The sequence below is a fragment of the Microbulbifer sp. MCCC 1A16149 genome (assembly GCF_050368945.1).
In the GTDB taxonomy this organism is placed as follows: Bacteria; Pseudomonadota; Gammaproteobacteria; order Pseudomonadales; family Cellvibrionaceae; genus Microbulbifer.
On record NZ_CP185959.1, the window covers coordinates 1,891,055 to 1,918,001 of the forward strand.

The 26,947-nt window shown below is 58.1% G+C and carries 20 protein-coding genes; 7 read left to right on the forward strand and 13 right to left on the reverse strand.

What is annotated here, in order from left to right:
• The 4 genes from pta to ACONT6_RS08110 all read right to left on the reverse strand — a co-directional run bounded on the left by pta (position 1) and on the right by ACONT6_RS08110 (position 7,827).
• The gene (gene pta / locus ACONT6_RS08095; RefSeq protein WP_428821210.1) at positions 1–2,139 is read right to left on the reverse strand and encodes a phosphate acetyltransferase; all 2,139 of its coding nucleotides are present in this window, start codon (positions 2,137–2,139) and stop codon (positions 1–3) included.
• Positions 2,140–2,142: 3 nt separating this feature from the next.
• Entirely contained in the window at positions 2,143–3,378 is a 1,236-nt protein-coding gene (locus ACONT6_RS08100) for an acetate kinase (protein WP_428821211.1), read from the reverse strand.
• A 212-nt stretch (positions 3,379–3,590) separates the two neighbouring features.
• Complete coding sequence (locus ACONT6_RS08105) at positions 3,591–5,966, reverse strand: glycoside hydrolase family 9 protein (protein ID WP_428821212.1); 2,376 nt, start codon at positions 5,964–5,966, stop codon at positions 3,591–3,593.
• Between the two features lie 262 nt (positions 5,967–6,228).
• Complete coding sequence (locus ACONT6_RS08110; protein WP_428821213.1) at positions 6,229–7,827, reverse strand: isocitrate lyase; 1,599 nt, start codon at positions 7,825–7,827, stop codon at positions 6,229–6,231.
• A gap of 207 nt (positions 7,828–8,034) precedes the next feature.
• Here ACONT6_RS08110 and ACONT6_RS08115 point away from each other — a divergent pair, with 207 nt between their 5' ends.
• The 5 genes from ACONT6_RS08115 to ACONT6_RS08135 all read left to right on the forward strand — a co-directional run bounded on the left by ACONT6_RS08115 (position 8,035) and on the right by ACONT6_RS08135 (position 14,965).
• Positions 8,035–8,970: a LysR family transcriptional regulator gene (locus tag ACONT6_RS08115; RefSeq protein ID WP_428821214.1), complete on the forward strand. Its 936-nt coding sequence runs from the start codon at positions 8,035–8,037 to the stop codon at positions 8,968–8,970.
• A 129-nt stretch (positions 8,971–9,099) separates the two neighbouring features.
• Entirely contained in the window at positions 9,100–11,274 is a 2,175-nt protein-coding gene (locus ACONT6_RS08120; RefSeq protein ID WP_428821215.1) for a malate synthase G, read from the forward strand.
• Positions 11,275–11,404: 130 nt separating this feature from the next.
• Positions 11,405–11,725, forward strand: a complete 321-nt coding sequence (locus ACONT6_RS08125; RefSeq protein WP_181253205.1) for a heavy metal-binding domain-containing protein — start codon at positions 11,405–11,407, stop codon at positions 11,723–11,725.
• A 61-nt stretch (positions 11,726–11,786) separates the two neighbouring features.
• Positions 11,787–12,635 carry a formate dehydrogenase accessory sulfurtransferase FdhD gene (gene fdhD, locus ACONT6_RS08130; RefSeq protein ID WP_428821216.1) on the forward strand — a complete coding sequence of 283 codons (849 nt, stop codon included), beginning with the start codon at positions 11,787–11,789 and terminating at the stop codon, positions 12,633–12,635.
• A complete protein-coding gene (locus ACONT6_RS08135) occupies positions 12,632–14,965 on the forward strand; it encodes an FdhF/YdeP family oxidoreductase (RefSeq protein WP_428821217.1) in 2,334 nt (777 codons plus the stop codon). Before fdhD ends, ACONT6_RS08135 begins: the two co-directional genes overlap by 4 nt.
• A 21-nt stretch (positions 14,966–14,986) precedes the next feature.
• Here ACONT6_RS08135 and ACONT6_RS08140 read toward each other — a convergent pair whose 3' ends face one another.
• Complete coding sequence (locus ACONT6_RS08140; protein WP_428821218.1) at positions 14,987–16,384, reverse strand: sensor histidine kinase; 1,398 nt, start codon at positions 16,382–16,384, stop codon at positions 14,987–14,989.
• Positions 16,381–17,049, reverse strand: coding sequence for a response regulator transcription factor (locus tag ACONT6_RS08145; RefSeq protein ID WP_428821219.1), 669 nt, complete (start codon positions 17,047–17,049; stop codon positions 16,381–16,383). Before ACONT6_RS08145 ends, ACONT6_RS08140 begins: the two co-directional genes overlap by 4 nt.
• Positions 17,050–17,266: 217 nt before the next feature.
• Between ACONT6_RS08145 and ACONT6_RS08150 the strand changes: the two genes are divergently transcribed.
• Positions 17,267–18,805 (forward strand): SulP family inorganic anion transporter, encoded by a 1,539-nt coding sequence (locus ACONT6_RS08150; RefSeq protein ID WP_428821220.1) that lies wholly within the window; start codon positions 17,267–17,269, stop codon positions 18,803–18,805.
• Between the two features lie 57 nt (positions 18,806–18,862).
• Here the strand turns inward: ACONT6_RS08150 and ACONT6_RS08155 are convergent, their stop codons facing one another.
• From ACONT6_RS08155 to ACONT6_RS08185, 7 genes are all read right to left on the reverse strand, one after another.
• Positions 18,863–19,378, reverse strand: a complete 516-nt coding sequence (locus ACONT6_RS08155; protein WP_428821221.1) for a hypothetical protein — start codon at positions 19,376–19,378, stop codon at positions 18,863–18,865.
• Positions 19,356–19,817 (reverse strand): GNAT family N-acetyltransferase, encoded by a 462-nt coding sequence (locus ACONT6_RS08160; RefSeq protein WP_428821222.1) that lies wholly within the window; start codon positions 19,815–19,817, stop codon positions 19,356–19,358. The genes ACONT6_RS08155 and ACONT6_RS08160 overlap by 23 nt, the downstream gene beginning before the upstream one ends.
• Before the next feature lie 11 nt (positions 19,818–19,828).
• Positions 19,829–21,031, reverse strand: coding sequence for a JmjC domain-containing protein (locus ACONT6_RS08165; RefSeq protein WP_428821223.1), 1,203 nt, complete (start codon positions 21,029–21,031; stop codon positions 19,829–19,831).
• Between the two features lie 41 nt (positions 21,032–21,072).
• Positions 21,073–22,446: an adenylosuccinate lyase gene (gene purB / locus ACONT6_RS08170; RefSeq protein ID WP_428821224.1), complete on the reverse strand. Its 1,374-nt coding sequence runs from the start codon at positions 22,444–22,446 to the stop codon at positions 21,073–21,075.
• Positions 22,447–22,532: 86 nt separating this feature from the next.
• Positions 22,533–23,168 carry a high frequency lysogenization protein HflD gene (gene hflD, locus ACONT6_RS08175; protein ID WP_181253196.1) on the reverse strand — a complete coding sequence of 212 codons (636 nt, stop codon included), beginning with the start codon at positions 23,166–23,168 and terminating at the stop codon, positions 22,533–22,535.
• Positions 23,165–24,283 (reverse strand): tRNA 2-thiouridine(34) synthase MnmA, encoded by a 1,119-nt coding sequence (mnmA, locus tag ACONT6_RS08180; RefSeq protein WP_428821495.1) that lies wholly within the window; start codon positions 24,281–24,283, stop codon positions 23,165–23,167. The genes hflD and mnmA overlap by 4 nt, the downstream gene beginning before the upstream one ends.
• Before the next feature lie 370 nt (positions 24,284–24,653).
• Entirely contained in the window at positions 24,654–25,310 is a 657-nt protein-coding gene (locus tag ACONT6_RS08185) for a pseudouridine synthase (protein WP_428821225.1), read from the reverse strand.
• A gap of 220 nt (positions 25,311–25,530) precedes the next feature.
• On the opposite strand from ACONT6_RS08185, the gene icd reads away from it, so the two are divergent.
• Positions 25,531–26,781, forward strand: coding sequence for an NADP-dependent isocitrate dehydrogenase (gene icd / locus ACONT6_RS08190; RefSeq protein ID WP_181253193.1), 1,251 nt, complete (start codon positions 25,531–25,533; stop codon positions 26,779–26,781).
• Positions 26,782–26,947 lie beyond the last annotated feature (166 nt).

The following is a 26,947-nucleotide window of genomic DNA, read 5'->3' on the forward strand; positions in this document are numbered from 1 at the left end:
TTACTGCAGCTGGCTCGCCTGAATTGCCGTCAATGCAATGGTATAGATGATGTCATCCACCAGAGCACCCCGGGAGAGGTCATTCACCGGTTTGCGCATCCCCTGAAGCATCGGCCCGATGCTGATCAAATCCGCGCTGCGCTGTACCGCTTTGTAAGTGGTATTGCCGGTATTCAGGTCCGGAAAAATAAACACCGTCGCACGTCCCGCCACCGGGCTATCCGGCGCTTTTTTCTTTGCCACGTTTTCCATGATTGCCGCGTCGTATTGCAGGGGACCATCAATCACCAGGTCCGGTCGCTTTTCCTGGGCGATCAGCGTGGCTTCGCGCACCTTGTCCACATCCAGGCCCGTGCCTGAGCTGCCCGTGGAGTAGCTGATCATGGCTACCCGGGGTTCGATGCCAAAGGCCGCGGCAGAGTCCGCAGACTGGATGGCGATATCCGCCAGTTCCGCGGCATTCGGGTCCGGGTTGATGGCGCAGTCACCGTAGACCAGTACCTGATCTGGCAGCAGCATGAAAAACACGGAAGACACGAGGCTCGCGCCGGGCGCCGTCTTGATGAGCTGCAGTGCCGGGCGGATGGTGTTGGCCGTGGTGTGAACGGCACCGGATACCAGCCCGTCTACTTCATCTTCCGCAAGCATCATGGTGCCGAGCACCACATTGTCCTGTAGTTGCTCTTTGGCGACGATTTCCGTGAGCCCCTTGTTTTTACGCAGCTTCACCATGGGCTCGACATACTTTTTGCGCGCACTTTTGGGGTCGACAATCTCTACCTTGTCGCTCAGCGAAAGACCCTGTTGTTCCGCCACGCGGTGTATTTCCTTGGGATCTCCCAGCAGTACCGGCCGCGCAATGCCCCGTTCGGCGCACGCCAGTGCCGCCTTGACCGTGCGCGGCTCATCCCCCTCCGGCAATACGATTCGCTTGTTGGCGCGGCGGGCGAGTTCGGTGAGATGAAAACGGAATGCCGGTGGTGATAGACGCTTGGGCCGATTGGACTCGCTGCTGAGGGATTCCACCCAGTGGTTGTCCAGGTGGCCGGCGATAAAATCCTGCACCTTCTCAATCCGGTCCACATCGTCGGTGGGGGTTTCCATATTGAACGTCTGCAGTTGCAACGCGGTCTGCCAGGTATTGGTGTTTACCAGGATGACGGGCAACCCGGTTTCCATCGCCGGCGCGCACAACTTGCGCACCATGGGTTCGATGTAGAAACCACCGGTAAGTAGCAGGCAGCCGATTTTTACGCCGTTCATTGCCGCCAGACACGCGGCGACGATCACATCCGGGCGATCACCCGAGGTCACCAGCATGGATCCGGGTTCAAACCGGTAAATCATATTGCCCAGGGAGCGTGAGCAAAACGTCACACTGTGCAGACGCCGGGTGTCGAGTTCGCCGTAGTTGATCACTTCCGCCTGAAAATGATCGGCCAGGTCTTTCGCTCGCGGTGCAACCAGGTTCGGGTTCCAGGGAATACAGCCGATGATCGGCAGCGGACTCTTGCCGAACAGGGACAGGATTTCCAGGTTACCGCGACGCATGCCGGACCCTTCGAATACCCCGGTGATATCCGCTCCCGGGGCCTCCGGCACATAGGAAGGCGCACCGACCTTGTTGACGATACAGCCCACCACGCGGCCGGATTGCGCGCCGCCGAAAGTCGCCATGGCGACTTCCAGGCGGTCTTTCAACTGCTGGGTTGAGTCCAGGTTCGGGCACACCACCAGTACGATTTCCGCATCCAGGGTTTTGGCGATCTGCAGGTTGAGCTGGCTGGCAAACTGGTTTTCCGTGTTGGGTACCAGGCCCTCGACAATGGCTACGTCCGCCTTGTTCGCGCCCTCGCGGAAGCGGGCCAGAATATCTTCCAGCAACCCGGACAGGTCATCCCGCCCGATCATCAGCTCCGCATGGTGCATGGTGAAGGATTCCGGCACCTTGAGATTGGAGGCGCGCCGCAGGATCTCGTTGCTGCGATCGCGATTTTTTTCGTGATGCACGGTTTCTGCGATGGGTTTGTAAAAGCTGACGCTCACCCCGTTGCGTTCCAGCGCGCGCAGGGTACCCAGGCTAACCGATGTAATGCCGACCCCATCACTGATGGGCACCAGCATGATTGTGCGAGACATGGGTCATTCCCTCGAGCTGGGGTCGTGATTCGGGGTGTCCGGCGGAACCAGTTCCGCTGCGTCGCGGGCAATGACCCACTCTTCGTTGGTCGGGATTACCAGCGTAACCGCAGATCGCTCGGTATTGATCGGGCCTTCTTCGCCGAATCGCGCACGGGTATTTTTCTCGTCGTCCGTAGCGTAGCCGAGCCCGCGGAGTTGCTGCATGACTTGCCCGCGTATCAGGCTGGAGTTTTCGCCGATACCGCCGGTAAACACCAGCGCATCCACTTGTGGCAAAACCGCATGATAGGCACCGATATATTTGGCCAGGCGGTAGCAGAAAATATCCAGCGCCAGTTGCGCGCCGTCGTGGCCATCGGTTGCCGCCTGTTCCAGCGTGCGGCAGTCGTTACTGAGCTCGGAGACGCCGAGCAGGCCGCTCTTCTTGTTGAGCAGGTCGTTGATTTCTTTCAGGCAGTAATCCATGCGACTGCCCAGGTGCATCAACAGACCTGGGTCCACATCGCCACTGCGCGTACCCATAACCAGGCCTTCCAGTGGTGTCAGTCCCATGCTGGTGTCGACGCTGCGACCGTTTCGGATGGCAGTAATGGACGCGCCGTTGCCCAGATGGGCGGAGATGATATTTACCTCGTTGACCGGCAGGTTGAGTAACTCCGCCGCGCGCTCGGTGACAAACCGGTGGCTGGTGCCGTGCATACCGTAGCGGCGGATACCGTGATCGCGGTACAGCTCAAAGGGCAGGGCGTAGATGTACGCATGTCGTGGCATCGACTGGTGAAACGCTGTGTCGAAAACCGCTACCTGCGGCAAATCCGGAAAGGCGGCGGAGGCCGCTTCGATCCCCTGTAAATGGGCGGGGTTGTGCAGTGGCGCCAGTGCCACACATTCCTGGATGGCGCTCAGTACGGCATCGTCCACCAGTACCGAATGGGAAAATTTCTCGCCGCCATGTACTACCCGATGTCCGATGGCCACCAGCTGGTCGCGCAATTTATCGTGCTGGCTCAAAACTTCATCCACCAGAAAGCGGATCACCTCGGTGTGGCGGGCATTGGCAGGCAGGGTGGCAGATTGCCGCTCACCGCCGCACTTCCAACTGACCGATGCTTCACCCTGGCCGAGAGACTCGCCGATGCCACTGAGGGAGAGGCAACCACTGTGCGGGTCGATGACGGCAAATTTCAGTGAAGAGCTTCCGCAGTTGAGGACAAGTACTTGGCTGGAGGACGACATAGAGGCGACAGCTTCATTGCAGGCTTGCCATAAGCCTAGTCCAAAACTGCGCCATTTCTCGGTGCTGTGGTACTTGTGTGACGGGAAGGTGGCGGTCCTGAGAATTCAGCGTGCGTCGCCTGAGTCGCGGACGGGGACGCGGGCTGCGTTTATTTGGGGGGAAAGAGGGGCCAGAACTGGCCCCTCGCGAAGATCCTTGAAATGGGCGTGTATCAGTTGCCGGCCGGTACAAACTTGGACAGCAGGCGGATATACGCCACCTGATACATGTTGTGGTTCTCGGTGACCGCCCAGGAATTCAATGGCCAGCTGGTATTGAAGTCCAGGAAGGCCTTCTGTGCGGGCTGGCCGTAGGGCGGGGCGGGCGGTGCCAGTCCACAGCGGGCATTGTTTTCCGGGCTGCCGCAGCTATTGGGACAGCAGGCGTCCCAGTCGTAACTGGGGTTGGGGCCACCCACCAGGAATCCGGGGGCAGGGCCATAGGAGGACTCGGTCACCGAATCCCACTGCGCGCTGCCGTCTGCAAACCAGGTGTGATAGAAGCTGTCCACGGAGTTTTCCGCACCGTATTCCCCCATATTGGACAGGTAGACCTTGCCCTGGGGGTTTACGCCGTGCAGGTAATTGACGTGGCGCAGCGCGGCATTGCGAACGGCATCGGTGGCCGGGGCGCCCGCGCCGTACTGCAACTGATCCAGGAACAGGTTGCCCTGGTGCGCCTGGCTGCGGTTACTGCCCCAGGTGTATTGCGGGATTGATGCGCGATAGGCATCCGCATCGCCATCTACCGCAGGCCAGTTGTCATCGCCATTCATGCCCGCTGCGTAAGTGTCGCGAATATTGCTCGCCACTTGTGCGGAGACACCATCCAGAGATGCGAAATACAGCAGGGCGTGCTGGATCTCCACTTCCCAGATCGATACCCAGCTCCATTCCATAAGGTGCGCGGCCTGGTAATTGCTTTCGACGAAGCTGCGGTATTCCGCCTTGCCGGTGGCCCGATACAGATGGATTGCAGCCATCAGGCTTTTGGCGAAACGCCCGTAGTCGTCCACTTCCTGCTCACCGGCGGCAACGCCGTTGTCGGAGTTGCGGAAGGTCACCGACGGGTTCGCCTGGGCCCACTGCCATGCCGCCTCTGCGCGATCACTGAGATCGGCAGCGTAGGATTCCAGGCCGGCAATCTGCCCCAGGACCTGGCTACCCAGCGCGAACGCTGCGGCACTGCTGTAGCTGGCGGCCGTGGTTGCCGGGCCGTAGGTGCTGGCACCGGTAGCGGAGGAGGGCGGGCTCGCGTGGGCAAGGCCCATCACCGATAGTACTGAGCCATTGCTCTCTTGCATTCTCACCAGCCAGTCCATACCCCACTTTACTTCGTCCAGTAGGTCCGGAATACCGTTACCGGATTCGGGGATGTTGAAATCGTCGGTCCACACCGCGGGATTTTCACGGTAGCTGTTGAGGAGTGCTACCAGGTAGTCCGCGTGCCAGTTGGTGTACTTGTTGTAGTCACCGGCGTCGTACCAGCCTCCGCGCAGGTCGCGTTCGGTAGCGGCGTCACCGGTGGCGTTGTAGCGGCGGGCCTGGGGGTCCTGGCCTGCACCGAGGTGGCTGGCACCATCCGTCCAGCGCGCATCCGCATAAGGCGACTGTTTGGCAAAGCCCGCGCGCTGGTAATAGAAGCTGCGCACGGCGTGCACCAGTACCGGGCGGTACACATCCGTGGCAATACGGAACACCGGTGAACGTAACTGGTTGGTTTCATCGGCAAGAATGTAGTCGCCTTCCTGACTCACCGCAGAAAAGTCGATATGCCACACCCGGTCGCCGGAATTTTCCGCGGTGGCGCCGCCGTTCCAGGCTTGTGGCTGGATGGTGTGGGCCACTTCACCGGTGTCATTGTTGACCACGCGTATTTCCGGTGCCGGCGCGTAGCTATCAGCGCTGTCGTATCCCTGCTGCGGATCGCGCAACACGGCGACCTTCTCGCTTTCAGGCAGGTAGCCGAACTGGTCCACGGTGATAAAACCACTCATTTCGTAACTCAAATAGTCGCTGCCGGACCCACCGGAGGAAGAAGAGGTGGAGGAGCCCGATGATGAAGAGGAAGATGAGCTGCCCCCTGACGAGCTGGATGAACTGGACGAAGAGCTTGAAGAAGAACTGGAAGAGCTCGAAGACGATGAAGAGGACGAGCTTGACGAGGATGACGAGCCACCGGAAGAACTGCCACCACCGTCTCCATTGACACTCACAGGCACCGGGGAAATGCCCCCGGGACTTACCAGGAACCCTACGCTGGCCTGGCCATCGACACCGATGGTGCTGTTATAGGATGCCGGTCCCACCACATAGTGATTGCCGCTCTGGGAAACCACCACCCCGTTCCAGATCTGGGTGATCTGGGCATCCAGGTCAAATTCCACGGTCCAGTCCGAAAGGGGGGCGGACTCGTCATTGAGCACTACGATTTCTGCCTGTGCCCCCTGTCCCCAGTCGTTGGGTATATTCATGCTTGCCTGTGCGGCGAATACCGCCGGTGCCGCGAAGCACACCGTGGCGGATATCAGTAAATGCGAAAGACGCATTGCCGGAACCTCCGTTTTCTCTCGGTTTATATAAAAAAATCCCATCAGGCCGCGCGGCCAAATTATGGGATTCATGTGAAATGTATGATTTATTGACGTGTGAATACCCGGACTGGCCGCACAGATTGTCAATAACCGTCGAGAAGTGGTACGGGGATCACGGGAGCTGGTTTAAATACGCGCAAGACGGGCAAAAAAATGGGCCGCATGATGCGGCCCGAAGTGAGTGAAGCGATTTCTCAGGGACACTCGTTGAAAACGATCAGCCGAACTGGTTCATGGTGTTGTCTTTACCAGCAGCTTTCAGCGCGGCTTCACCGGCGAAGTACTCTTTGTGGTCGTCGCCCATGTCGGAGCCGGCCATGTTCTGGTGCTTCACGCAGGCGATTCCCTGACGGATTTCCTTGCGCTGTACGCCTTCGACGTAACCCAGCATACCTTTCTCGCCGAAGTACTCCTTGGCCAGGTTGTCCGTAGACAGCGCCGCGGTGTGGTAGGTCGGCAGGGTGATGAGGTGGTGGAAGATACCGGCCTCGCGAGCAGCGTCTGCCTGGAAGGTACGGATTTTGTTATCCGCCTCTTTGGACAGTTCGGTCTCGTCGTATTCTGCACTCATCAGGTTGTCGCGATCGTAAGCGGAAACATCCTTGCCTTCTTCTTTCCAGGCGTCGAATACCTGCTGGCGGAAGTTCAAGGTCCAGTTGAAGGACGGGCTGTTGTTGTACACCAGTTTCGCGTCCGGCACCTGCTTGCGAATCTCATCCATCATGCCGCCGATCTGGCGAACGTGGGGCTTCTCGGTCTCGATCCAGATCAGGTCAGCACCGTTTTGCAGGGAGGTCACGCTGTCCAGTATGCAGCGGGCTTCACCGGTACCTTTCTTGAACTGGAACAGGTTGGATGCCAGGCGTTTCGGACGCAGCAGCTTGCCGTTGCGATTGATGATCACATCGCCATTTTTCAGATCGGCTTCGGAAACTTCTTCGCAATCCAGGAAGGCGTTGTACTGGTCACCCAGATCGCCCGGCTCTTTGGTCACCGCGATCTGTTTGGTTAGGCCGGCACCCAGGGAGTCGGTACGTGCGACGATCACACCGTTGTCGACACCCAGCTCGAGGAAGGCGTAACGTACGGCGCGGATCTTGGCCAGGAAGTCCTCGTGGGGAACAGTCACTTTGCCGTCCTGGTGGCCGCACTGTTTCTCGTCGGAAACCTGGTTTTCGATCTGGATACAGCAGGCACCGGCTTCGATCATTTTCTTGGCCAGCAGGTAAGTAGCTTCTGCGTTACCAAAGCCCGCATCGATATCCGCGATGATCGGCACTACGTGGGTGACATGATTGTCGATTTTGTTCTGTATTGCTTTGGCAGCAACTTCGTCGCCAGCTTCGCGGGCCGCATCCAGTTCGCGGAACAGACCACCCAGTTCGCGGGCGTCGGCCTGGCGTAGGAAGGTGTACAGCTCTTCGATCAGCGCAGCAACCGAAGTCTTTTCGTGCATGGACTGGTCGGGCAGGGGGCCAAACTCACTGCGCAGGGCGGCAACCATCCAGCCGGACAGGTACAGGTAGCGGCGGTCGGTCTTGCCTTCGAAGTGTTTCTTGATGGAAATCATTTTCTGCTGGCCGATGAATCCATGCCAGCAACCCAGGGACTGGGTGTACTTGGAGGAGTCCTTGTCGTAGGCCGCCATGTCCTTGCGCATGATATCGGCAGTGTACTTGGCGATGTCCAGGCCGTTTTTGAACTTGTTCTGCAGACGCATACGCGCAACAGATTCCGGGCTGATGGCATCCCAGCTGCTGCCGTTCTTGTCACAGAGCTTTGCTGCCGCTTCGATTTCTTGAGAGTAAGTGGACATGCTGTGTTTCCTCAAATTTCCTCGAATTTCTTCGAAAAGGTGACTGCGGTTAGGTTGTACGTATCGTAGGAGTGCTGGCATAATTTGGCTAATTTATTGTTCTGATTCTCGCTATCCAAATAGTGAATATTTGCCTGAACCCCTTGGTAACGCTGAACTGACAACAACCTGATCCCGGCCAGTAGTGCCGGCCGAGAGCCCCCGCCCATGAATCTGGAAAGAGCTGATCTGAACCTGCTGGTCTACCTCGATGTCCTGCTACGCGAGCGCAACGTCACCCGCGCCGCCAACCAGCTGGGACTGTCCCAGCCCGCTATGAGTAACGGCCTGAAACGCCTGCGCGAACTGTTCGGCGACCCGCTCCTGGTGCGCACCCGGGAGGGCATGATGCCCACCGAGCGCGCCATGGAGCTGCAGCCGATGGTGCGCGAGGCGCTTGCCGCGATTGACCAGGTGATCCAGCCCAATCGGGATTTCGCGCCGGCAGATGCCCGTCGCACCTTCCGAATCATGGCGAGTGACTATGCGGAATCCACACTGATACCGCCGCTACTGAAACAATTACGCGTCAGTGCCCCTGGTATCAGTCTAGACATCATGACGCCCAGTGACGTGAGCTTTGTGGATGTGGAGCAGGGCAAGGTGGATATGGTCATCAACCGCTTTGACTCCATGCCGCAGAGCTTCCACCAGGCGACCATATGGAGCGACACCTTCTCCTGCGTAATGCGTACGGATAACCCGATACTGCAGGACTACAATCTGGAGAGTTATCTGAAGGCACAACACATCTGGGTCAGTAAAACCGGTATGGGCGTGGGCGTGGGCGTGAATCCGGAAGATGTGCAGCGCTTGGGCTGGGTGGATGAAGCCATTGGCCGCCTGGGGCAGAAGCGAGATATTTCGGTATTTACCCGCCACTACCAAGTGGCCATGCTGCTGGCCGAGCAGAGCGACCTTATCGTTACTGTGCCGACCCGCCTGGCCCAGCTTGCCACCAGTAATCCCCGGGTGGCACTCAGGGAGCCACCACTGAAGATTCCCCCGCTGGAGCTGAAAATGGCCTGGAGCCCGTTGTTGCAGCAGAGCGCACCACATCGCTGGATGCGCCGTCTAATTCTCGATGTGGGACGCCAATTATAACCGGGATTGGCGGCTAAAATTCATTTTGAGAATATCGAAGATAGTGCCTATAAATTAGCGATATGTAACTTTCCCTGTTTAGAATGCCGCAACTCACCAGTCCCTAGCACCAGTACCAAGAGGTCAGACATGACGGAAAGAATCCGTATTGGCGGTCTGCAGATCGCCTCAGAGCTTCACGCATTGATTGCACAGGAAGTGATCCCCGGAACCGGGGTCGACGCCGATGTGTTCTGGGCGGAATTCGAAAAAATCGTCAATGACCTCGCACCGGTAAACCGTGCGTTGCTGACCAAGCGCGATGATATCCAGGCCCGTATGGACCAGTGGTACAGCGACAACCCCGAGGGTTACAAGGATCTCGAGGCCTACAAGGCGTTCCTGAAAGAGATCGGATATCTGGTCGATGAACCGGCGGACTTCACCGCAACCACCGAAAATGTGGATGCCGAAATCGCCACCATGGCCGGTCCCCAGCTGGTGGTGCCGGTAATGAATGCCCGCTATGCGCTGAATGCCGCCAATGCTCGCTGGGGTAGCCTGTACGATGCGCTGTACGGTACCGACGTGATCAGCGAGGAGGGTGGCGCGGAAAAAACTGGCGAGTACAACCCGGTGCGCGGTGACAAGGTTATTGCGTATGGTCGCGAGTTTCTCGACCAGGCTGCGCCGCTGAATGGGGCGAGCCACACAGACGTGCGCGAGTACCGGATCAATGGCTCCCTGTTCGAAGTTTCCCTACGCAATGGCAAGGTTGCCGTGTTGCAGAACAGTCGCCAGTTTATCGGTTACCGCGGCCCTCAGGAGGCACCGGAGGCGCTGTTGCTGGCCCACAACGGTCTGCATTTTGAAATCCAGATCGACCGTGAAAGCCCCATCGGCAAAACCGACAAGGCCGGTGTAAAAGACATACTTGTGGAATCCGCACTCACCACCATCATGGATTGCGAAGACTCTGTGGCCGCGGTCGATGCCGAGGACAAGGTTGTGGTTTACCGCAACTGGCTCGGCCTTATGAAGGGCGATCTTCAGGAAAAAGTCAGCAAGGGCGGCAAGGAAATCCTGCGCACGCTCAATCCGGACCGCGAATACGCCGGTGTGGAAGGCGGCACCGTGACCCTGCCGGGTCGCAGTCTGATGTTCGTGCGCAATGTCGGTCATCTGATGACCAACGATGCAGTGCTCGACAAAGACGGCAACGAAGTGCCCGAGGGCATCCTCGACGGCATGATCACCAGTTTGATCGCCATGCACGACCTGCGCGGCAACGGCCCGCTGCGAAACTCCCGCAGTGGCAGCGTGTATATCGTTAAGCCGAAAATGCACGGTCCCGAGGAAGTGGCCTTTGCTAACACGCTGTTCGATCGCATCGAAGACGCGCTGGGGCTAGCCCGCAATACGGTGAAAATGGGCATCATGGATGAGGAGCGCCGCACCACGGTAAACCTCAAAGCCTGTATTGCCGCCGCCAAGGCCCGCGTCGTGTTCATCAACACCGGTTTCCTGGATCGCACCGGTGATGAAATTCATACCTCCATGCTGGCCGGCCCGATGATTCGCAAGGGCGACATGAAGCAGTCCAAATGGATTTCTGCCTACGAGGACTGGAATGTGGACACGGGGCTGGCAACAGGCCTTAAAGGACGCGCTCAGATCGGTAAAGGCATGTGGCCGATCCCGGATCAGATGTCGGCCATGATGCAGGCGAAAATTGCCCATCCCCTGGCCGGTGCCAATACCGCGTGGGTGCCTTCACCGACGGCGGCGACCCTGCATGCGCTGCATTACCACAAGGTGGACGTGGCTGAAGTTCAGCAAGAACTGGCGACGCGTAAACCGGCGAGCCTGGATGACATCCTTACCGTGCCGGTCGCATCGGATCCGCATTGGAGCGGGGATGAAATCCAGCGTGAGCTGGATAACAACGCACAGGGCATTCTCGGCTACGTAGTGCGCTGGATCGATCAGGGGGTTGGTTGCTCCAAGGTTCCGGACATCAACGATGTGGGGTTGATGGAAGACCGCGCCACACTGCGTATTTCGTCCCAGCATATTGCTAACTGGCTGAAGCAGGGCATCTGTACCCGGGCACAGGTTGAGGAAACCATGCAGCGTATGGCGGCCGTGGTGGATCGACAGAATGCCGGTGATGCCGCCTACCGCGATATGGCGCCAAACTTTGACCAGAGTATCGCCTTCAAGGCCGCCTGCGAGCTGGTGTTTGAGGGCTGTGCACAGCCTAACGGGTATACCGAGCCGGTTCTGCATCGCCGTCGCCGCGAATTCAAGGCCAGTCAGCGTTGATCCTTTAGCGGATTCTCTGTGAAAAGCAGACTGACATGAAATAAAATGCCCCGCCGCGCGCGGGGCTTTTTATTTTGTGTAAGCTGGCTGTAGCCGACAATACGATCCAGCAACTACGGAAGGAATCAGCATGCTCAAAACCACCACTCCCACTGTTGAAGGTCGCCAGATCGAGGACTATCTCGGCGTTGTCGTTGGTGAGGCCATCCTCGGCGCCAATATTTTCAAGGATATCTTCGGCTCCATTACCGACATCATTGGCGGGCGCTCCGGTTCCTACGAGCGGGAAATGGCCAAGGCGCGCAAAATAGCCTTTGCGGAAATCGAGGCCCAGACCCGCTCCCTGGGGGGTAATGCCATCGTCGGTATCGATCTGGATTACGAGGTGGTGGGTGAAAAGGGCGGTATGATGATGGTCAGCGTCAGTGGCACCGCGGTACGAATTCGCTAAAAGCCCCGCGTGACGAGTTTTGCTGATCGACTGAGCTGACCGGTGGTATTGATAGGTGGTTATGATTGATAGCAGCAAGCAGAGCGAACAGCAGTACCTGCTGGTGGAGGCCGCCGGGGCACCGGTTGCGGCCCGGCAACCGCTGGCTCAGGAAGTTGCGGTTGCTTTTTGCTACAACGGCATCAGCCACGCAGTGATGATGGCTTCCCCCGGTGCACTGGAAGATTTTGCGGTGGGGTTCAGTCTTACCAGTGGTGTCATCTCGCACCGCAACCAGCTTCTGGATCTCGATATCGGTCTGCAGGAAGATAGTGTCGTCCTGGATATGACACTCAATCAGCGCACCCTGAATCAACTCAAAGCTTCGCGCAGAACCATGGCCGGCACCAGCAGTTGCGGCCTGTGTGGTGTGGACGCGCTTGCCGAGGCGCTTAAGCCTGTCCCCAATTCCTCTCGCAGTAACTTCAACCAGCTACCGCCTGCAGTGCACTTTTCCGATTTGCGTGGGCGTTTTCAGAATGCTCAGAAACATCTGCATTCCAGTGGCGCAATGCACGCAGCGATTTACGTGGACGAGCGTGGCGAAACGCGATTCTGTCGCGAGGATATCGGCCGCCACAACGCACTGGATAAATTGATCGGCGCCTGCGTGCGTGAGGGATGCGACCTGCAAAATGGCTTCGTGGCCATCACCAGTCGCTGCAGTCTGGAGCTGATACAGAAATCGGTGAGTAGTGGCGTGGGCACCCTGGTCAGCCTCGCGTCTCCTTCAGATATGGCAGTACGCTGGGCGCGAAAATACTATCTTAATTTGTTGCACCAACCTGTTCGAGGCCCGGCGCGACTTTACAGTGGCCGCGGAACGGACCGCGGCCCAGAGCCTTATTCACCCGCCGGGGTATCTCAATGAAAACACCTGTTGATCGATTCCGCTTTCGTCCTTACAAGAAGCCCGCGGCGGGTTGGGGTGCATTGCGCAGTGTTGCCCATGCCTGGCTCGACAGCCGTCAGCCGTTCAAAAATCTGCGCGCCATGCTGCAGACCAATCAAAACGGCGGCTTTGACTGTCCCGGCTGTGCCTGGGGAGAGGCGCCAAAGGAAGGGCACATCCGCTTCTGCGAAAACGGCGCCAAAGCAGTGAACTGGGAAGCCTCCGGGCGCGGAGTGGACCATGAATTTTTTGCTCGCCACAGCCTGGAAGACCTGCTCGCCGAAGATGATTACTGGCTCGAGTATCAGGGGCGCCTGACCGAGCCCATGTTTTACGACGGCGAGGGCTCGCATTACCAACCCATATCCTGGGATGAGGCGTTTGCCCTGATCGCCAGTCACCTGAAAGCGCTGGAGACACCCGACCATGCAGCCTTCTATACCTCCGGTCGCGCCAGTAACGAAGCGGCATTCCTGTACCAGCTGTTTGCTCGCGCGTTTGGTACCAACAACCTGCCTGACTGCTCGAACATGTGTCACGAGGCCAGCGGTGTAGCACTCAAGCAGAGTATCGGCACCGGCAAGGGCACGGTGACCTATGAAGATTTTGAAAAGGCGGAGGCGATATTCGTTATCGGCCAGAACCCGGGCACCAATCACCCGCGTATGCTCGAGCCTTTGAGTGAGGCGGTAGAGCGCGGGGCCCAGGTGGTGGTATTGAATCCCCTGCGCGAACGGGGCCTGGAGCGGTTCCAGGCGCCTCAGGATCCGGTACAGATGTTGACCGGTGGCGAAATGGCTCTCAACACCGCGTATTTGCGCCCGTCACTCGGTGGAGATATGGCCGCGATCCGCGGTATTGCCAAGTTTCTGTTTCAGTGGCAGGACGAGGCCGAGCAGGGCGAATCCACCGGTCCGCTCGACCTTGAATTTATTCACGAGCACTGTGTGGGCTTCGAAGACTACCGCGCCCAGGTTGAGGCCACATCATGGGACGAAATCCAGTCATTTAGCGGGCTGGAGAAAGACGAGATTGAACGGGCTGCACATATTTATTGTCGCAGTAACGCGACCATCATCTGCTGGGCCATGGGCGTTACCCAGCACCGTCACTCGGTAGCCACGATTCAGGAAATCACCAACCTGCAATTGTTGCGCGGGCAGGTCGGTCGCCCGGGTGCCGGGCTCTGCCCGGTGCGTGGGCACAGTAATGTGCAGGGCGATCGCACCATGGGCATCGACGAGTGTCCATCGGCAGCGTTTCTCGATGCACTGGAAACCAGGTTTGATTTTTCTGTGCCCCGGTCCCACGGCTACAACGTGGTGAAAACTATCGAGGCGATGCTCGCCGAGAAAGTGAAGGTGTTTATCGGGCTCGGTGGTAACTTCGCCCAGGCGACACCGGATAGCGCTCGCACCCACAGCGCTTTGCGTAATTGTGATCTCACTGTGCAGATCAGTACCAAGCTCAATCGCAGCCATCTGGTCACCGGCAAGAAGGCACTGATCCTGCCGTGCCTGGGCCGCTCCGATATCGATATGCAGCACAGTGGACCGCAAGCGGTGACCGTTGAGGATTCCTTCAGCATGGTCCACGCGTCTTATGGACAGCTCAAGCCGCTGTCCCGGGAAATGCGCTCGGAGCCTGCGATTATTGCGGGGATTGCACAGGCCGCGCTGGGTAGCCGGCCGGTGCCCTGGATTGAACTCGCGGAGGATTATCGCCGCATCCGCGAGTTGATTGCGGACGTCATACCGGGTTTTGCAAACTTTGAAGAAAAACTGCAGGTGCCGGGTGGGTTTTACCTGCAAAACCCCGCTGGCAAACGACAGTGGAATACTGCAAACGAAAAAGCCAATTTTTACAGCCACTCGCTGCCAGCACCGCTGCCGCAAGAGGTCCTGACAAAAATAGGTAAGCGCGGTGCGCGCAATGCTGATCTGGTACTGCAGACATTGCGCTCACACGATCAATACAACACGACCGTATACGGCCTGAACGACCGTTATCGGGGGGTGAAAGGGGAGCGCCATGTGCTGTTTGCGCACTTGGACGATATTCACCGCCTCGGATTTGCCGACCGCCAGAAGGTGGATATCGTATCCCTGTGGAGTGACGATGTGGAGCGCCGGGTATCGGGCTTTACCCTGATCGCGTTCGATATCCCGAAAGGACAGGCGGCCGCGTATTACCCGGAGGCTAACCCGCTGGTTCCCCTCGAGAGCTACGGCGTGGGCAGTTATACGCCCACGTCAAAATATATTGCTATCAGGCTGGAACCGAGTACCGCACCGGAACGGATCATTTGACCGGCAGTTTACTGTCGCTGTTCAGGCGGGCTTTCCCATTGCAGGAAAAATACAAACGAAGCAGGCACCGGTGGTATCTGGTGCCTGCTGCAGTTCTACCGAGGCTCCGTGGGCAAACGCGATTTCTTTCACAATGGCCAGCCCGAGGCCACAGCCTTCGCCGGAAATCTTTGAGCGAAAAAACCGCTCGAAAATCTGTGGCCAGTGCTCGCGCGGAATACCCAAACCATCATCCTTTACCGTGAGTCGAATACTGCCGCTTGCTCGCTTGAGCTCCACCCACACGTTACCGCCTTCCGGTACATAAAGAATTCCATTCTCCATCAGGTTCCATACCAGTTCCCGCAGCAGGAAGTGTTCGCCGGTAACCGTGAAAGTCTCAGGGGATTCGCCACTGAAATTCTGGTGTACTTTTACGTTGCGGCCGCGGGCCAGCTCACGCAGGCTTTCTGCCGCTTCGCGCACCACGTTATCCAGCGCGACCGGTTCATTGCGCAGCCCGCGACCGGATGCGGTTTCCGCACGCGCCAGCTTCAGCAGCTGGTTGTTCAGGTGGGTCATGGCGTCGGTGGTCTGACAAATGCGCTCCAGTGCCTGATGGGCGGCATCGAGATTCTGTTCCCGCAAAGCCAGTTGCGCCTGTAGCTTGATCCCCGCAAGCGGTGTTTTCAGTTGGTGGGAAATGTTGCCGATAAACTGTTCTCGGGCACTGAACGCGTCGTCCAGTCGTTCCAGCAAGTGGTTGGTGTTGTCGATTACGGTACGGACTTCTTTCGGTGCGGGCGGTGTACTGATGGGGGTCAGATCCCGCGGGGAGCGGCTTGCGAGTTCCTGACTGAGCCTCAGCAGTGGGCGAATGCCTCGCCCAAGGGCGAACGCCACAACCAGCAGCGCGACCACGATCATTGCCGCCTTGGAGAGAACCACTTCCAGCATCAGTGTGCGGGATGGTGGGATGCGTTTATGCAGGGTTTCCGCGACGCTAACCACGGCGCTGTCGCCGGGGGATTCAGCATTGGCGAGCAAGGTGACACTGCGCACCCATTCGCCTCCCAATTTCACGTTGGTGAATACAGGTCCACGTTCCAGAGTGGCGATTTTCAGGTTTACCCAGGCTTCATTTTCCCCCCCGAGTACGCGGCCCTCGAGGGTGGAGACTCGGTAGAAAACCTCGTCCAGCTCATCCCATTTGAATACTTCGATGGCGGCCTCGTCCGCATGCAGCACGAGTTCCCCATTTTCCCGTCGGACTTCCTGGGCAAGAGAGTAGGCCGAGTCCAACAGCCAGCGGTCGAATACCTGGTTCGTGACATGCAAACCGATACCGAAGGTAATCAGCATTTCGATCACTAGCAGGACGAACAGTGGCCCACCGACCAGTAGCAGCAGCAGAGAACGGAGGTCGAGTCGCGTGTTCAACCGGCGTTCTCCAGCACATAGCCCGCGCCGCGTTGGGTGCGGATCGCAAGTCCCGATTCTCTGAGGCGACGTCGCAGGCGGTGGACGTACACTTCCACGGCATTATCGCCCACCTCATCGCCTTCACGGCTGAGCCTGTGCGCCAAGCGTGCTTTGGTTACCACCTTGCCAGCGCTCAACGCGAGGACTTCCAGGATTTCAAATTCCCGCGCGGGCAATTCAAGCCGTTCACCGTTCAAGGTCGCGGTGCGCTGGAAAGGGCTTAATTGCAACGCACCCAGGCTCACTTCATCGGTCGAGAGGTTGTGGCTGCGTCGCAGTAGTGCTCTGAGGCGAGCCTCCAGTTCCCGAAGATCGAACGGCTTTTCCATATAGTCATCGGCCCCCTGATCCAGGGCCAGGACCTGTTGTTCCACCCCATCGCGAGCGGTCAGTACCAGCACGGGAACGCGACTCTGGCGCGCGCGGACCCAGCGGAGCAACTCCAGACCATCCATATCCGGCAGTCCGAGATCGAGAATGATCAGGTCAATATCGTTGGCCCTGAGCAGGCCTTGCGCTCGCATGCCATCGGGTGCATGCAGCACCGTATAGGTATTTTGTTGTAGCGCCTGCAACAGCCCCATGGCGATCAGCGGGTCATCTTCTACCAGCAATACGTTCATGTGTTCGGAATTAAGTAAGACTTCAGTTGTGCGAAAGATACACGATTCGGCCGACGTGTTCCTGACTCACGAGACACTCTGTTATCTGTCACCGTGAAAGGTTGCTGAAAGCACCGACCCCTATTCTCCCGCTCCCTGCGCCCATAGGCGAATTCCCGCTCGGGCCCGCAGTTTTCGTCGATCACATTGACTGTTTCGTTGTACAGGAGTTGCTGGTGTGGATTTGCAGAATCTGAAAAAGGACATTCCCGCGAGTGTCGTAGTATTTTTTGTGGCGCTGCCCCTATGCCTCGGCGTGGCGCTGGCTTCCGGCGCGCCACTGTTTTCCGGGCTGATCGCCGGTATTGTCGGCGGCATTGTGGTGGGATCGGTCAGCGGTTCGCGCCTCGGTGTATCCGGTCCGGCGGCTGGGCTCACGGTCATCGTGCTGAGTGCGATTGAGACCCTGGGGTCATTCGAAATATTTTTGCTGGCGGTGGTGCTGGGTGGCCTGATGCAGATTCTGCTGGGGCTGTTGCGAGCCGGAATTTTCGGCTACTTCTTTCCGTCGTCCGTGATCAACGGCATGCTCACGGGTATCGGTCTTATCATCCTGCTGAAGCAAATTCCCTACGCGTTTGGCCTGCCGGAAGGTACTTCCATAAGTGACGGCGTCTTGCCTCTACTGAGTGCGGTGCATCCGGGCGTGCTGGCCATCTTTGCAGTATCCCTGGGATTGCTGGTTGCGTGGGAGACGCCAGTGATAAAGCGGTCGCGCTGGCTGGCGATGGTGCCTGGCCCGGTGGTCGCGGTACTCTCGGCGGTGCTGTTGTCCCTGGCGTTTGCCAGTTCCACTGGCATGAGTCTGGAAAAATCGCATCTGGTAAGCGTACCGGTCGCTTCAAGTTTCAATGAATTCGTCGGTCTGTTTACGCTGCCTGATTTCTCGCAACTGGGGAATCCGCTGGTATGGACCGTGGCGGTGACCATCGCGGTAGTGGCGAGCCTGGAAACGTTGCTCAGCGTTGAAGCTATCGACAAAATGGATCCCCTGAAACGTACCACCCCGACTAACAGGGAGCTGGTGGCGCAGGGCGTGGGTAATTCCTTCTCCGGCCTGATTGGTGGCCTGCCGGTAACCCAGGTGATCGTGCGTAGCTCGGTCAACCTGCAGACCGGTGCGCGCTCCAAGGCTTCCACTATCTGTCACGGCGCTTTGTTGCTGGTATGTGTGGCGACCCTGCCAAGTTGGTTGAATATGATTCCGCTGGGCGTGCTGGCTGCGGTGCTGATCCTCACAGGCTACAAGCTCGCGAAGCCCGCACTTTTCCGCAAGATGTGGGATAACGGTATGGAGCAGTTCCTACCGTTTGTGATCACCGTACTCGGTGTGTTGTTGACCGATCTGCTGACTGGTGTCGGTGTTGGTATGGTCGCGGCGATTTTCGCCCTACTGCGGCGCAACTACCTCAACTCCCATTTCCTACACAAAAAGCAGGATACGGAAGAGGGCGACCGCATTCGCATCAACATGCAGCTGGCCGAAGAGGTCACCTTCCTGAACAAGGGTGCTATTCGTAAGGAGCTGAGTGAAATTCCGGATAACGCCCACGTGATTCTCGACAAGCGAAACTGTGTCTACATCAATCACGATGTGGCAGAAGCCATTGCGGACTTTATCGATACCGCATCTGCCCGCGGGATCGATGTGGACGTGATTGAACGTCAAAACGTCGTGCCGATCTGGGACGAGCGCAGGTTAAAAGAGGTTGCGTAAGGTAAGACGGCAGGGTGCCCGTCGAATCGGCACTGCCGTGGCCATGGAAGGCTATTGTTACAGTAGCAGGCGCTTGATCTCAGGGTCTGGGCGCGCGTGAAGCCAGGCCTGGTCAAAGATATCCTGTAGCTGCCTGACCCTTACCGGGTTTTCCGCGTGGTAGGAGCCAACCCACTTCTCCAGGTCGGTTTTCTGCAGCACCTGGTCGCGATCAGCGAGGGCGAATTCCCAGTCGGTGGGTTCGCTGGTGGGCTGAATTTTCTTCAGTTCGATACGGCTGCTTAATCTCTGTACCAGCGGCAAAACCCTATGAGGGTGAAGTAGGAGCGGGGCGCTGTCGGTAATCAGAATCTGAATTCGTGCATAGCGGCTGCTGCGGGCAAATTCCGACAATCCCTGTACGGTAATCGGGTCGTTGTACAGGGCTCTCGACAGGCTCTGGGAGTAGATGCGCAGGTGGCGACGACCTGTGCCGATGAGCTGCTGGAGCGCTTCGCGGAAACTATCCTCATCCGCCAGTTGAAGCGCCTCAGAATTCGCCGCGTGCCGCTTACCGGTTGCAGTCGTCGGCATTCTCGCAAGGTTCCTTTTCGCTCAGGGTCAGATCCATGCGCACGTGCGGAATATCCGCCTCCATGAACTCCTCCCCCGTTACCGCAAATCCGGCCTTTTCGTAAAAGGGAATCGCCTGTACCTGGGCGTTCAGGTAGACGTTTTTCTGACCGGAAACCCTGGCAAACTTGCAGATTCGCTTGAGCAGTTCCAGTCCGGCGCCCAGGCCGCGTGCGTCCTTCAAAATGGCCATGCGCCCGATCTTGCCACCGCCGGTAAGGCGGCCAGTGCCGATGGCCTTGTTGTGGTGGTAGACGAGGAAATGTTGCGCACTTTCCTCGTGTTCGTCCCACTCCAGATCTTCAGGGACGTTCTGTTCTTCGACGAATACCTTTTGGCGAATACCGCGAATGGCTTCCCGATCCGTCTGCCAGTCGGCGAGGCGTACAAACAGACTCATCAAACATTCTCCTAGTCATCTGCATCCGTGTCGTCGGACTCCAGCGCTTCAGGGTAAATGAGACTGCCCTGAGAAACCAGCTGGTCGAGCAATCCGTTACTGGCAGCCAACTCGGGATAGGCATCTACGTCGCTCTGGTCCAGTGCATGCGTATTGCAGAAACCCTCGGCAAACAGCAGTGGAGCGGGGAAGGTCTCGCCGTCGATGAACAGGCTGGCGGGTTCGCGACAGAATGCGCAGCGGGAGCCAGGGTTGAGTATCAGGCTGCCGCCATCGGCCAGTTGCTCGCGCCAGTCTTCCGCGGAGCCGGCATCCAGGGCGATGGTGTCAGGATATTTCGCTTCGGTCATGATAGCGCCGAACCACTGGGCGATATTCTGTGGCTGCTGCAGCCACTCTGCCAGGTGGCGTTGTACCCGGGCAACGGTCTGCTGATCGATTTCCGATGGGTTGAACGGCAGTTCCAGATCCGGGTCGGTGTAGCGGTAGTGATCTGGCAAGCCCGCACCCAGCTCTGCGGCCAGGTCCTCGAGCATGGTGCGCGCGGAGGGTGCGCGGAAACCGACAGAAATAGTGGTGCAACCGCCTTCGGCAATTCCCCAGTGGCTGAACTGGGGCGGCAGGTACAGCATGTCACCGGGCTCGAGTAACCAGCTGGCCTCGGCATCGAACTCCTTGAGGATGTTCAGGGGCGTCCCCTCGACACGTGGGCTGCTAGCGTCGGCTTTGGGACCCAGGTGCCAACGGCGGTTGCCTTCGGCCTGGAGCAGGAATACATCGTAGAAGTCGTAATGTGGACCGACGCTGCCCTGGTCAGCGGCATAGCTGATCATGATGTCGTCGAGGCGCCAGTCGGGAATAAAGCGGAAGTGATCCTTCAAATCGGCCACTTCCGGAATCCATTGGTCCACAGCCTGGATCAGCAGGGTCCAGTGGGTTTTGGGCAGGCTGAAGAAATCTTGCTCGGTGAAGGGGCCGGTGCGCAATTGCCAGGGGCCCTCAAGACCGTTTTCCTCGATCAGGCGAGACTCGATTTCTTCTTCCAGTGCCATCCCCGCCAGTTCCTCTCCTGAAATGGGAGAAACGAAATCGGGAAAGGCGTTGCGGATCAGCAATGGCTTTTTCTGCCAGTACTCCCGCAGGAATGTTTCCACCGGGATGTCGCCAAGGTGGGTCAGAGGTTCAACGGAATGGCGCTGGCCTGACTCGGTCATGGCGATATCTCCCGGAATGTTGATCTTGGACTGACGCGAGGTCAGATGTTTTTCGCTTGTGCTACCGCGTTGCCGATATAGCTCGCCGGTGTCATCTCACGCAGGGCCTGCTTGGCTTCTTCCGGCATCTCGAGACCATCGATAAACACCGCCAGGGTTTCCTTGGTGATGCCCTGGCCGCGGGTGAGCGCCTTGAGCTTTTCGTAGGGCTCTTCGATGTTGTAGCGGCGCATAACGGTCTGGATCGGCTCGGCGAGCACTTCCCAGGCGTTGTTCAGGTCTTCCTCGAGGCGCGCGCGGTTGATTTCCAGCTTGCCCAGACCTTTCTGGGTGGCGGCGTAGGCGATTACCGAGTAGCCGGCACCGACGCCCATATTGCGCAATACGGTGGAGTCTGTGAGATCGCGCTGCCAGCGGGAAACGGGCAGTTTTGCCGCGAGGTGCTGGAATACCGCGTTGGCGATGCCCAGGTTGCCTTCGGAGTTCTCGAAGTCGATGGGGTTCACCTTGTGCGGCATGGTGGAAGAGCCCACTTCGCCGGCCACCACTTTCTGTTTGAAGTAGCCCAGGGAGATGTAGCCCCAGATGTCGCGGTCAAAGTCGATCAGGATGGTATTGAAGCGCGCAATCGCATCGAACAGTTCGGCGATATAGTCGTGTGGTTCGATCTGGGTGGTGTAGGGGTTCCAGGACAGGCCGAGGGAGGTCACGAACTCTTCCGCATTCGCCTGCCAGTCCACATCCGGGTACGCAGACAGGTGGGCGTTGTAGTTGCCCACGGCACCATTGATTTTGCCCAGCAGCTCGACTTCGTGGATCTGCTTGATCTGACGACGCAGGCGCGCCACAACATTGGCCAGTTCTTTACCGACGGTGGTCGGGCTCGCAGTCTGGCCATGGGTGCGGGACAGCATCGGAACGTCGGCGAATTCCTGTGCCAGTCGGGCGATTTCACTCACGATCTGATTCATTGCTGGCAGCAGCACCTGATCGCGACCTGCGCGCAGCATCAGCGCATGGGACAGGTTATTGATATCTTCGGAAGTACACGCAAAGTGGATGAATTCGCTTACCGCGAGCAGTTGCTCATCGCTCTTCACTTTTTCCTTGAGGAAGTATTCGACCGCTTTCACGTCGTGGTTGGTGGTGCGCTCGATTTCCTTAATACGCTCGGCATCTTCAATACTGAACTGGGCAACGATGTCGTCGAGGATCTGGTTGCTGTTGCCGGTAAAGGGTTGCACTTCGGCAATCTTTTCGTGGCGGGCAAGCTGCTGCAGCCAGCGAACTTCCACTTCTACGCGGGCACGAATCAGGCCGTACTCACTGAAAATGTCTCGCAGTGGGGCAGTCTTGCTTTCGTAGCGTCCATCAATGGGGGAAACCGCGGTAAGTGCGGATAGCTCGACAGTCATTGTGTCTCTCCGGTATTGAAATCCAGCCGCTGAAACGAACATAAGTAGGAAGCGGCGGCAATCTTTGAAAATCAGTCTTTAAGGAATCAGTGTTCCAGTGATTCGTACTTGGACACCAGGGCGTCCATTGCTGCAATCAGTTTTTTACGCTGGAACAGCAGGTGCAATCTGCGCCCGCCTAGCTGTCGCCACAGGGTGGCGGAGCGTACGCCGGCGAACAGCATGGTCCGAATCTGGTTGGCGATGCGCTGCTGTTGCAGGAAATTAAAGTCACCCAGTACCTGAATACGAAAGCGGAAGGTGCTCAGGGTATCGCTATAAATGCTCGCCAGGTTGGCGTAGACATTTTCGTGGCCGATGCCGAAGTGGTCCGACTGCAATTGTGCCTTTTCCAGTCGGTTGCCAATGATCGACAGCAGGTCCGGTTTTTTCGCCAGTTGGCGTTGCAGGTAAAGGATGGAAAGCACGTAGCGCAGGCAGTCGGTGTATTCCGGATGGCTGCGGGTGGCGAGTAGTTGCCGCGCGCCGCGCAGGCCGGGCAGCAATTTCTCCACGCCGCCGAAAACGTCTTCGGTGGTTTCCGGGTTTTGCTGGAACAGGCTGTAAACAGCGGTCTCCATCTGCTCGGCAGGCGCTGTACCGGTTTTGGCCAGCCGCTCTACCAGAATTGCCGCCTGAAATACCCCGGCCAGTGCCAGTGCCTGGTCTCGCCAATTACTCAAGAGTTGCTCCCTGCAGCCTGTTTCTTTCTGGTTTGGTGCGGGTCGACTTCACCCACGCCGGTGGCTTGATCGATAACTGCGCCACCGAGGCAGTAATCGCCGCGATAGATCACCACCGATTGTCCGGGGGTAACTGCGCGTTGCGGCTGGTCAAACGCGATTTTGATACGGCCCCCATCTTCCACAGTAATCAGGCAATCCTGATCTTCCTGGCGATAGCGGGTTTTGGCCGCCGCGCGGAATTCCTGTGCTGGCGCGGTGCCATTGATCCAGTGGGTCTGAGTGGCGGTAAGGCCGGTCGAGTAGAGCAGGGGGTGGTGCTTGCCCTGGGCCACGAGCAGTACGTTACGGTCTAGGTCTTTGCCCACCACATACCAGGGCTGGTCTCCAGCACCTTTCACGCCACCGATCCCGAGCCCCTGGCGCTGGCCGATGGTGTGGTACATCAGGCCACTGTGCTGGCCCATTACTTCGCCTTCCGGGGTCTGCATTTCACCGGGCTGGGCGGGCAGGTACTGTTCCAGGAAGTCTTTGAAGCGGCGCTCGCCGATAAAGCAGATGCCGGTGCTGTCCTTCTTGGTGGAGGTGATAAAACCGTTCTCTTCTGCAATGCGGCGGACTTCCGGTTTTTCCAGCTCGCCGAGCGGGAACAGGGAGCGGGCAAACTCGGCCTCGCCAACGGCGTGCAGGAAGTAGCTCTGGTCTTTGTTGTTGTCCAGGCCTTTTAGCAGATACGTGTGTCCGTTCTCATCCCGGCGGCGCGCGTAGTGGCCGGTGGCGATGGCGTCCGCGCCCAGCATCTGCGCGTATTCGAGGAACACTTTGAACTTGATTTCACGGTTGCACAGGATGTCCGGATTGGGTGTGCGGCCAGCCTTGTATTCCGCGAGGAAGTACTCGAACACGTTGTCCCAGTACTCGGCCGCAAAGTTCGCTGTATGTAGTTTGATACCCAGACGCTTGCAGACCGATTCCGCATCGGCCAGATCCTGGCGTGCGGTACAGTATTCGGTGCCGTCGTCCTCATCCCAGTTCTTCATGAACAGACCTTCCACCGCGTATCCCTGCTGCATCAGCAGCAGCGCGGCCACGGACGAATCCACACCGCCGGACATGCCGACGATCACGCGTTTGCCCGCGCCGCTGGCGTCGGGGCTGGAATCCGTAGAGTTGGGGGACACAGACAAATCCGAAACTGTCATGAAATACCGGTTGTTACAGTGAGGGGTGCCGGAAGGATTTCAACCCTGTGGGCACCGTGGTCATTGCCACTGGGCTGGAAAATGGGGGCGCATTTTACCTGTGAAAGCGTTAACTGACCAATTTGCAGTGATGGTCCCATTGTCCCCTGGTCCGGGAGAGTGCGAAAAACGCCGCCAGACTCCTACTTCAGCCTAGCTGCCCGACCCCAAAATTACCGGAAATGGACCGATTCAAAAGCCGATTTGGTTCTGGCGGGGCGGTCAGTTGGTAACTCCCTGGTCATTAACGCCTGTTGCGCGGCTTTCCCGCCGTTCTGCCCGAGGGGCGGCCGCGTTGCTTCCTTGAGGATTCGTTCGGTCGTGTGCGTGTGCCTTTGCTCGCCGGCCCCTGTTGCGGGAGGTGTACGGTCTCCGCCCGTTGTTCTCCCAGTCCCAGTCCCTGCAAGGTCCAGTTGCCGATGGCCCAGCGCACCAGTCGCAGCGTGGGGTGGCCAACGGCGGCAGTCATCCGCCGAACCTGGCGATTGCGCCCCTCACTGATGGTGAGCTCGATCCACGAGGTCGGGATAGACTTGCGCTCCCGAATGGGCGGAACCCGGGGCCAGAGATCGGGCTCCGGGATCAGGCGCGCCTTGGCTGGTGCCGTACGTCCATCTTTCAGCGTTACACCGCGGCGCAATTGCACCAGGGCCTCTTCCGCCACTTCACCTTCGACCTGGGCCAAGTACACCTTTGGCAGCTTGTTGTCCGGATGTGCAATCTGGTGCTGCAGTTGGCCATCGTCGGTCAGCAGTAGCAGCCCCTCCGAGTCGAAATCGAGACGGCCGGCTGCGTAGACGCCCGTCTTCTTTATGTAGTCCGAGAGGGTAGGCCGCCCGTCGGGGTCGGTGAACTGACACAGGACGCCGAAGGGTTTGTTAAACAGGATCAATTGGCTCATGTCGCAAGTGTTGTCATGCCGGAGTCGTGTTTTCGTTGTAATCAAACTACAAAATTGGGTGGATGCTGATATAATCCCGCCGATTTTTAGCTGGCTCGGCGTATACAACGGCGTAAACAATGAGCAGCAACCAAGACCGGCAGTGGAGATTCGGCGCATTATGCCGGTTTTCCGCCTATAAAGCCGGACGTTTAGTCAAAGAGTTACGGGAGTCAACTTAATGGGTCATATCCAAGTGCCGGCGAACGGCGAAAAAGTTACAGTCAACGCAGATGGTTCTCTGAACGTACCGAACACCCCGATCATTCCGTTCATCGAAGGTGACGGCATCGGCGTGGATATCACCCCGGTAATGCGCAAAGTGATCGACGCTGCCGTCAGCAAGGCGTACAGCGACGAGAAATCCATCGCCTGGATGGAAATCTTCTGTGGCGAGAAAGCAGCAGAAACTTACAGCGGCGACTGGTTCCCGGCGGAAACCCTGGAAGCCATCAAGGAATACGTTGTCAGCATCAAAGGCCCGCTGACCACTCCGGTAGGCGGCGGCTTCCGCTCCCTGAACGTTGCTCTGCGCCAGGAGCTGGACCTGTACGTATGTCAGCGCCCGGTGCGCTGGTTCAGCGGTGTACCTTCTCCGGTTAAAGAGCCGAACAAGGTAGACATGGTGATCTTCCGCGAAAACTCTGAAGACATCTACGCTGGCATCGAGTGGAAAGCCGGTACTGACGAAGCCAACAAGGTCGTCAAGTTCCTGCAGGACGAGATGGGTGTTAAGAAGATCCGCTTCCCGCAAAACGTTGGTATCGGTGTTAAGCCGGTTTCCGAAGAAGGTACCAAGCGACTGGTGCGTAAAGCGCTGCAGTACACCATCGATCAGGATCGCGACTCCCTGACCCTGGTGCACAAAGGCAACATCATGAAGTTCACCGAAGGTGCTTTCGCGGACTGGGGTTACGAGCTGGCCCGCGAAGAGTTCGGCGCGCAGCCGATCGACGGTGGCCCTTGGTGCAGCTTCAAAAACCCGAACACCGGCAAGGAAATCGTGGTTAAGGACGTGATCGCCGACGCCATGCTGCAGCAGATCCTGCTGCGTCCGGCCGAGTACGACGTAATCGCCACTCTGAACCTGAACGGTGACTACCTGTCCGACGCACTGGCCGCTCAGGTCGGTGGTATCGGTATCGCTCCGGGTGCCAACCTGTCTGACGATGTTGCTCTGTTCGAGGCGACTCACGGCACTGCACCCAAGTACGCCGGTCAGGACAAAGTGAACCCGGGTTCCCTGATCCTGTCTGCAGAGATGATGCTGCGTCACCTGGGCTGGAACGAAGCCGCTGAGCTGGTTGTTAAGGGTATGGAAGGCGCTATCGAAGCCAAGACCGTAACCTACGACTTCGAGCGTCTGATGGACGGTGCAGACCTGAAGTCCTGCTCCGAGTTCGGCGAGGAAGTTATCAAGCACATGGCTTGATAATCGACGAATGAAAAAGCCCCGCATCGCATCGATGCGGGGCTTTTTTTTGCCTGAATATCCCGGAAATGGCTATGTCGACGGAATATTAGCGCTGGACCGATAGAGTATCTCGCGATTTTGGGACGGCGGGAGAGGTGGCACGCAGGTGCCAGTGCTCAGGCGA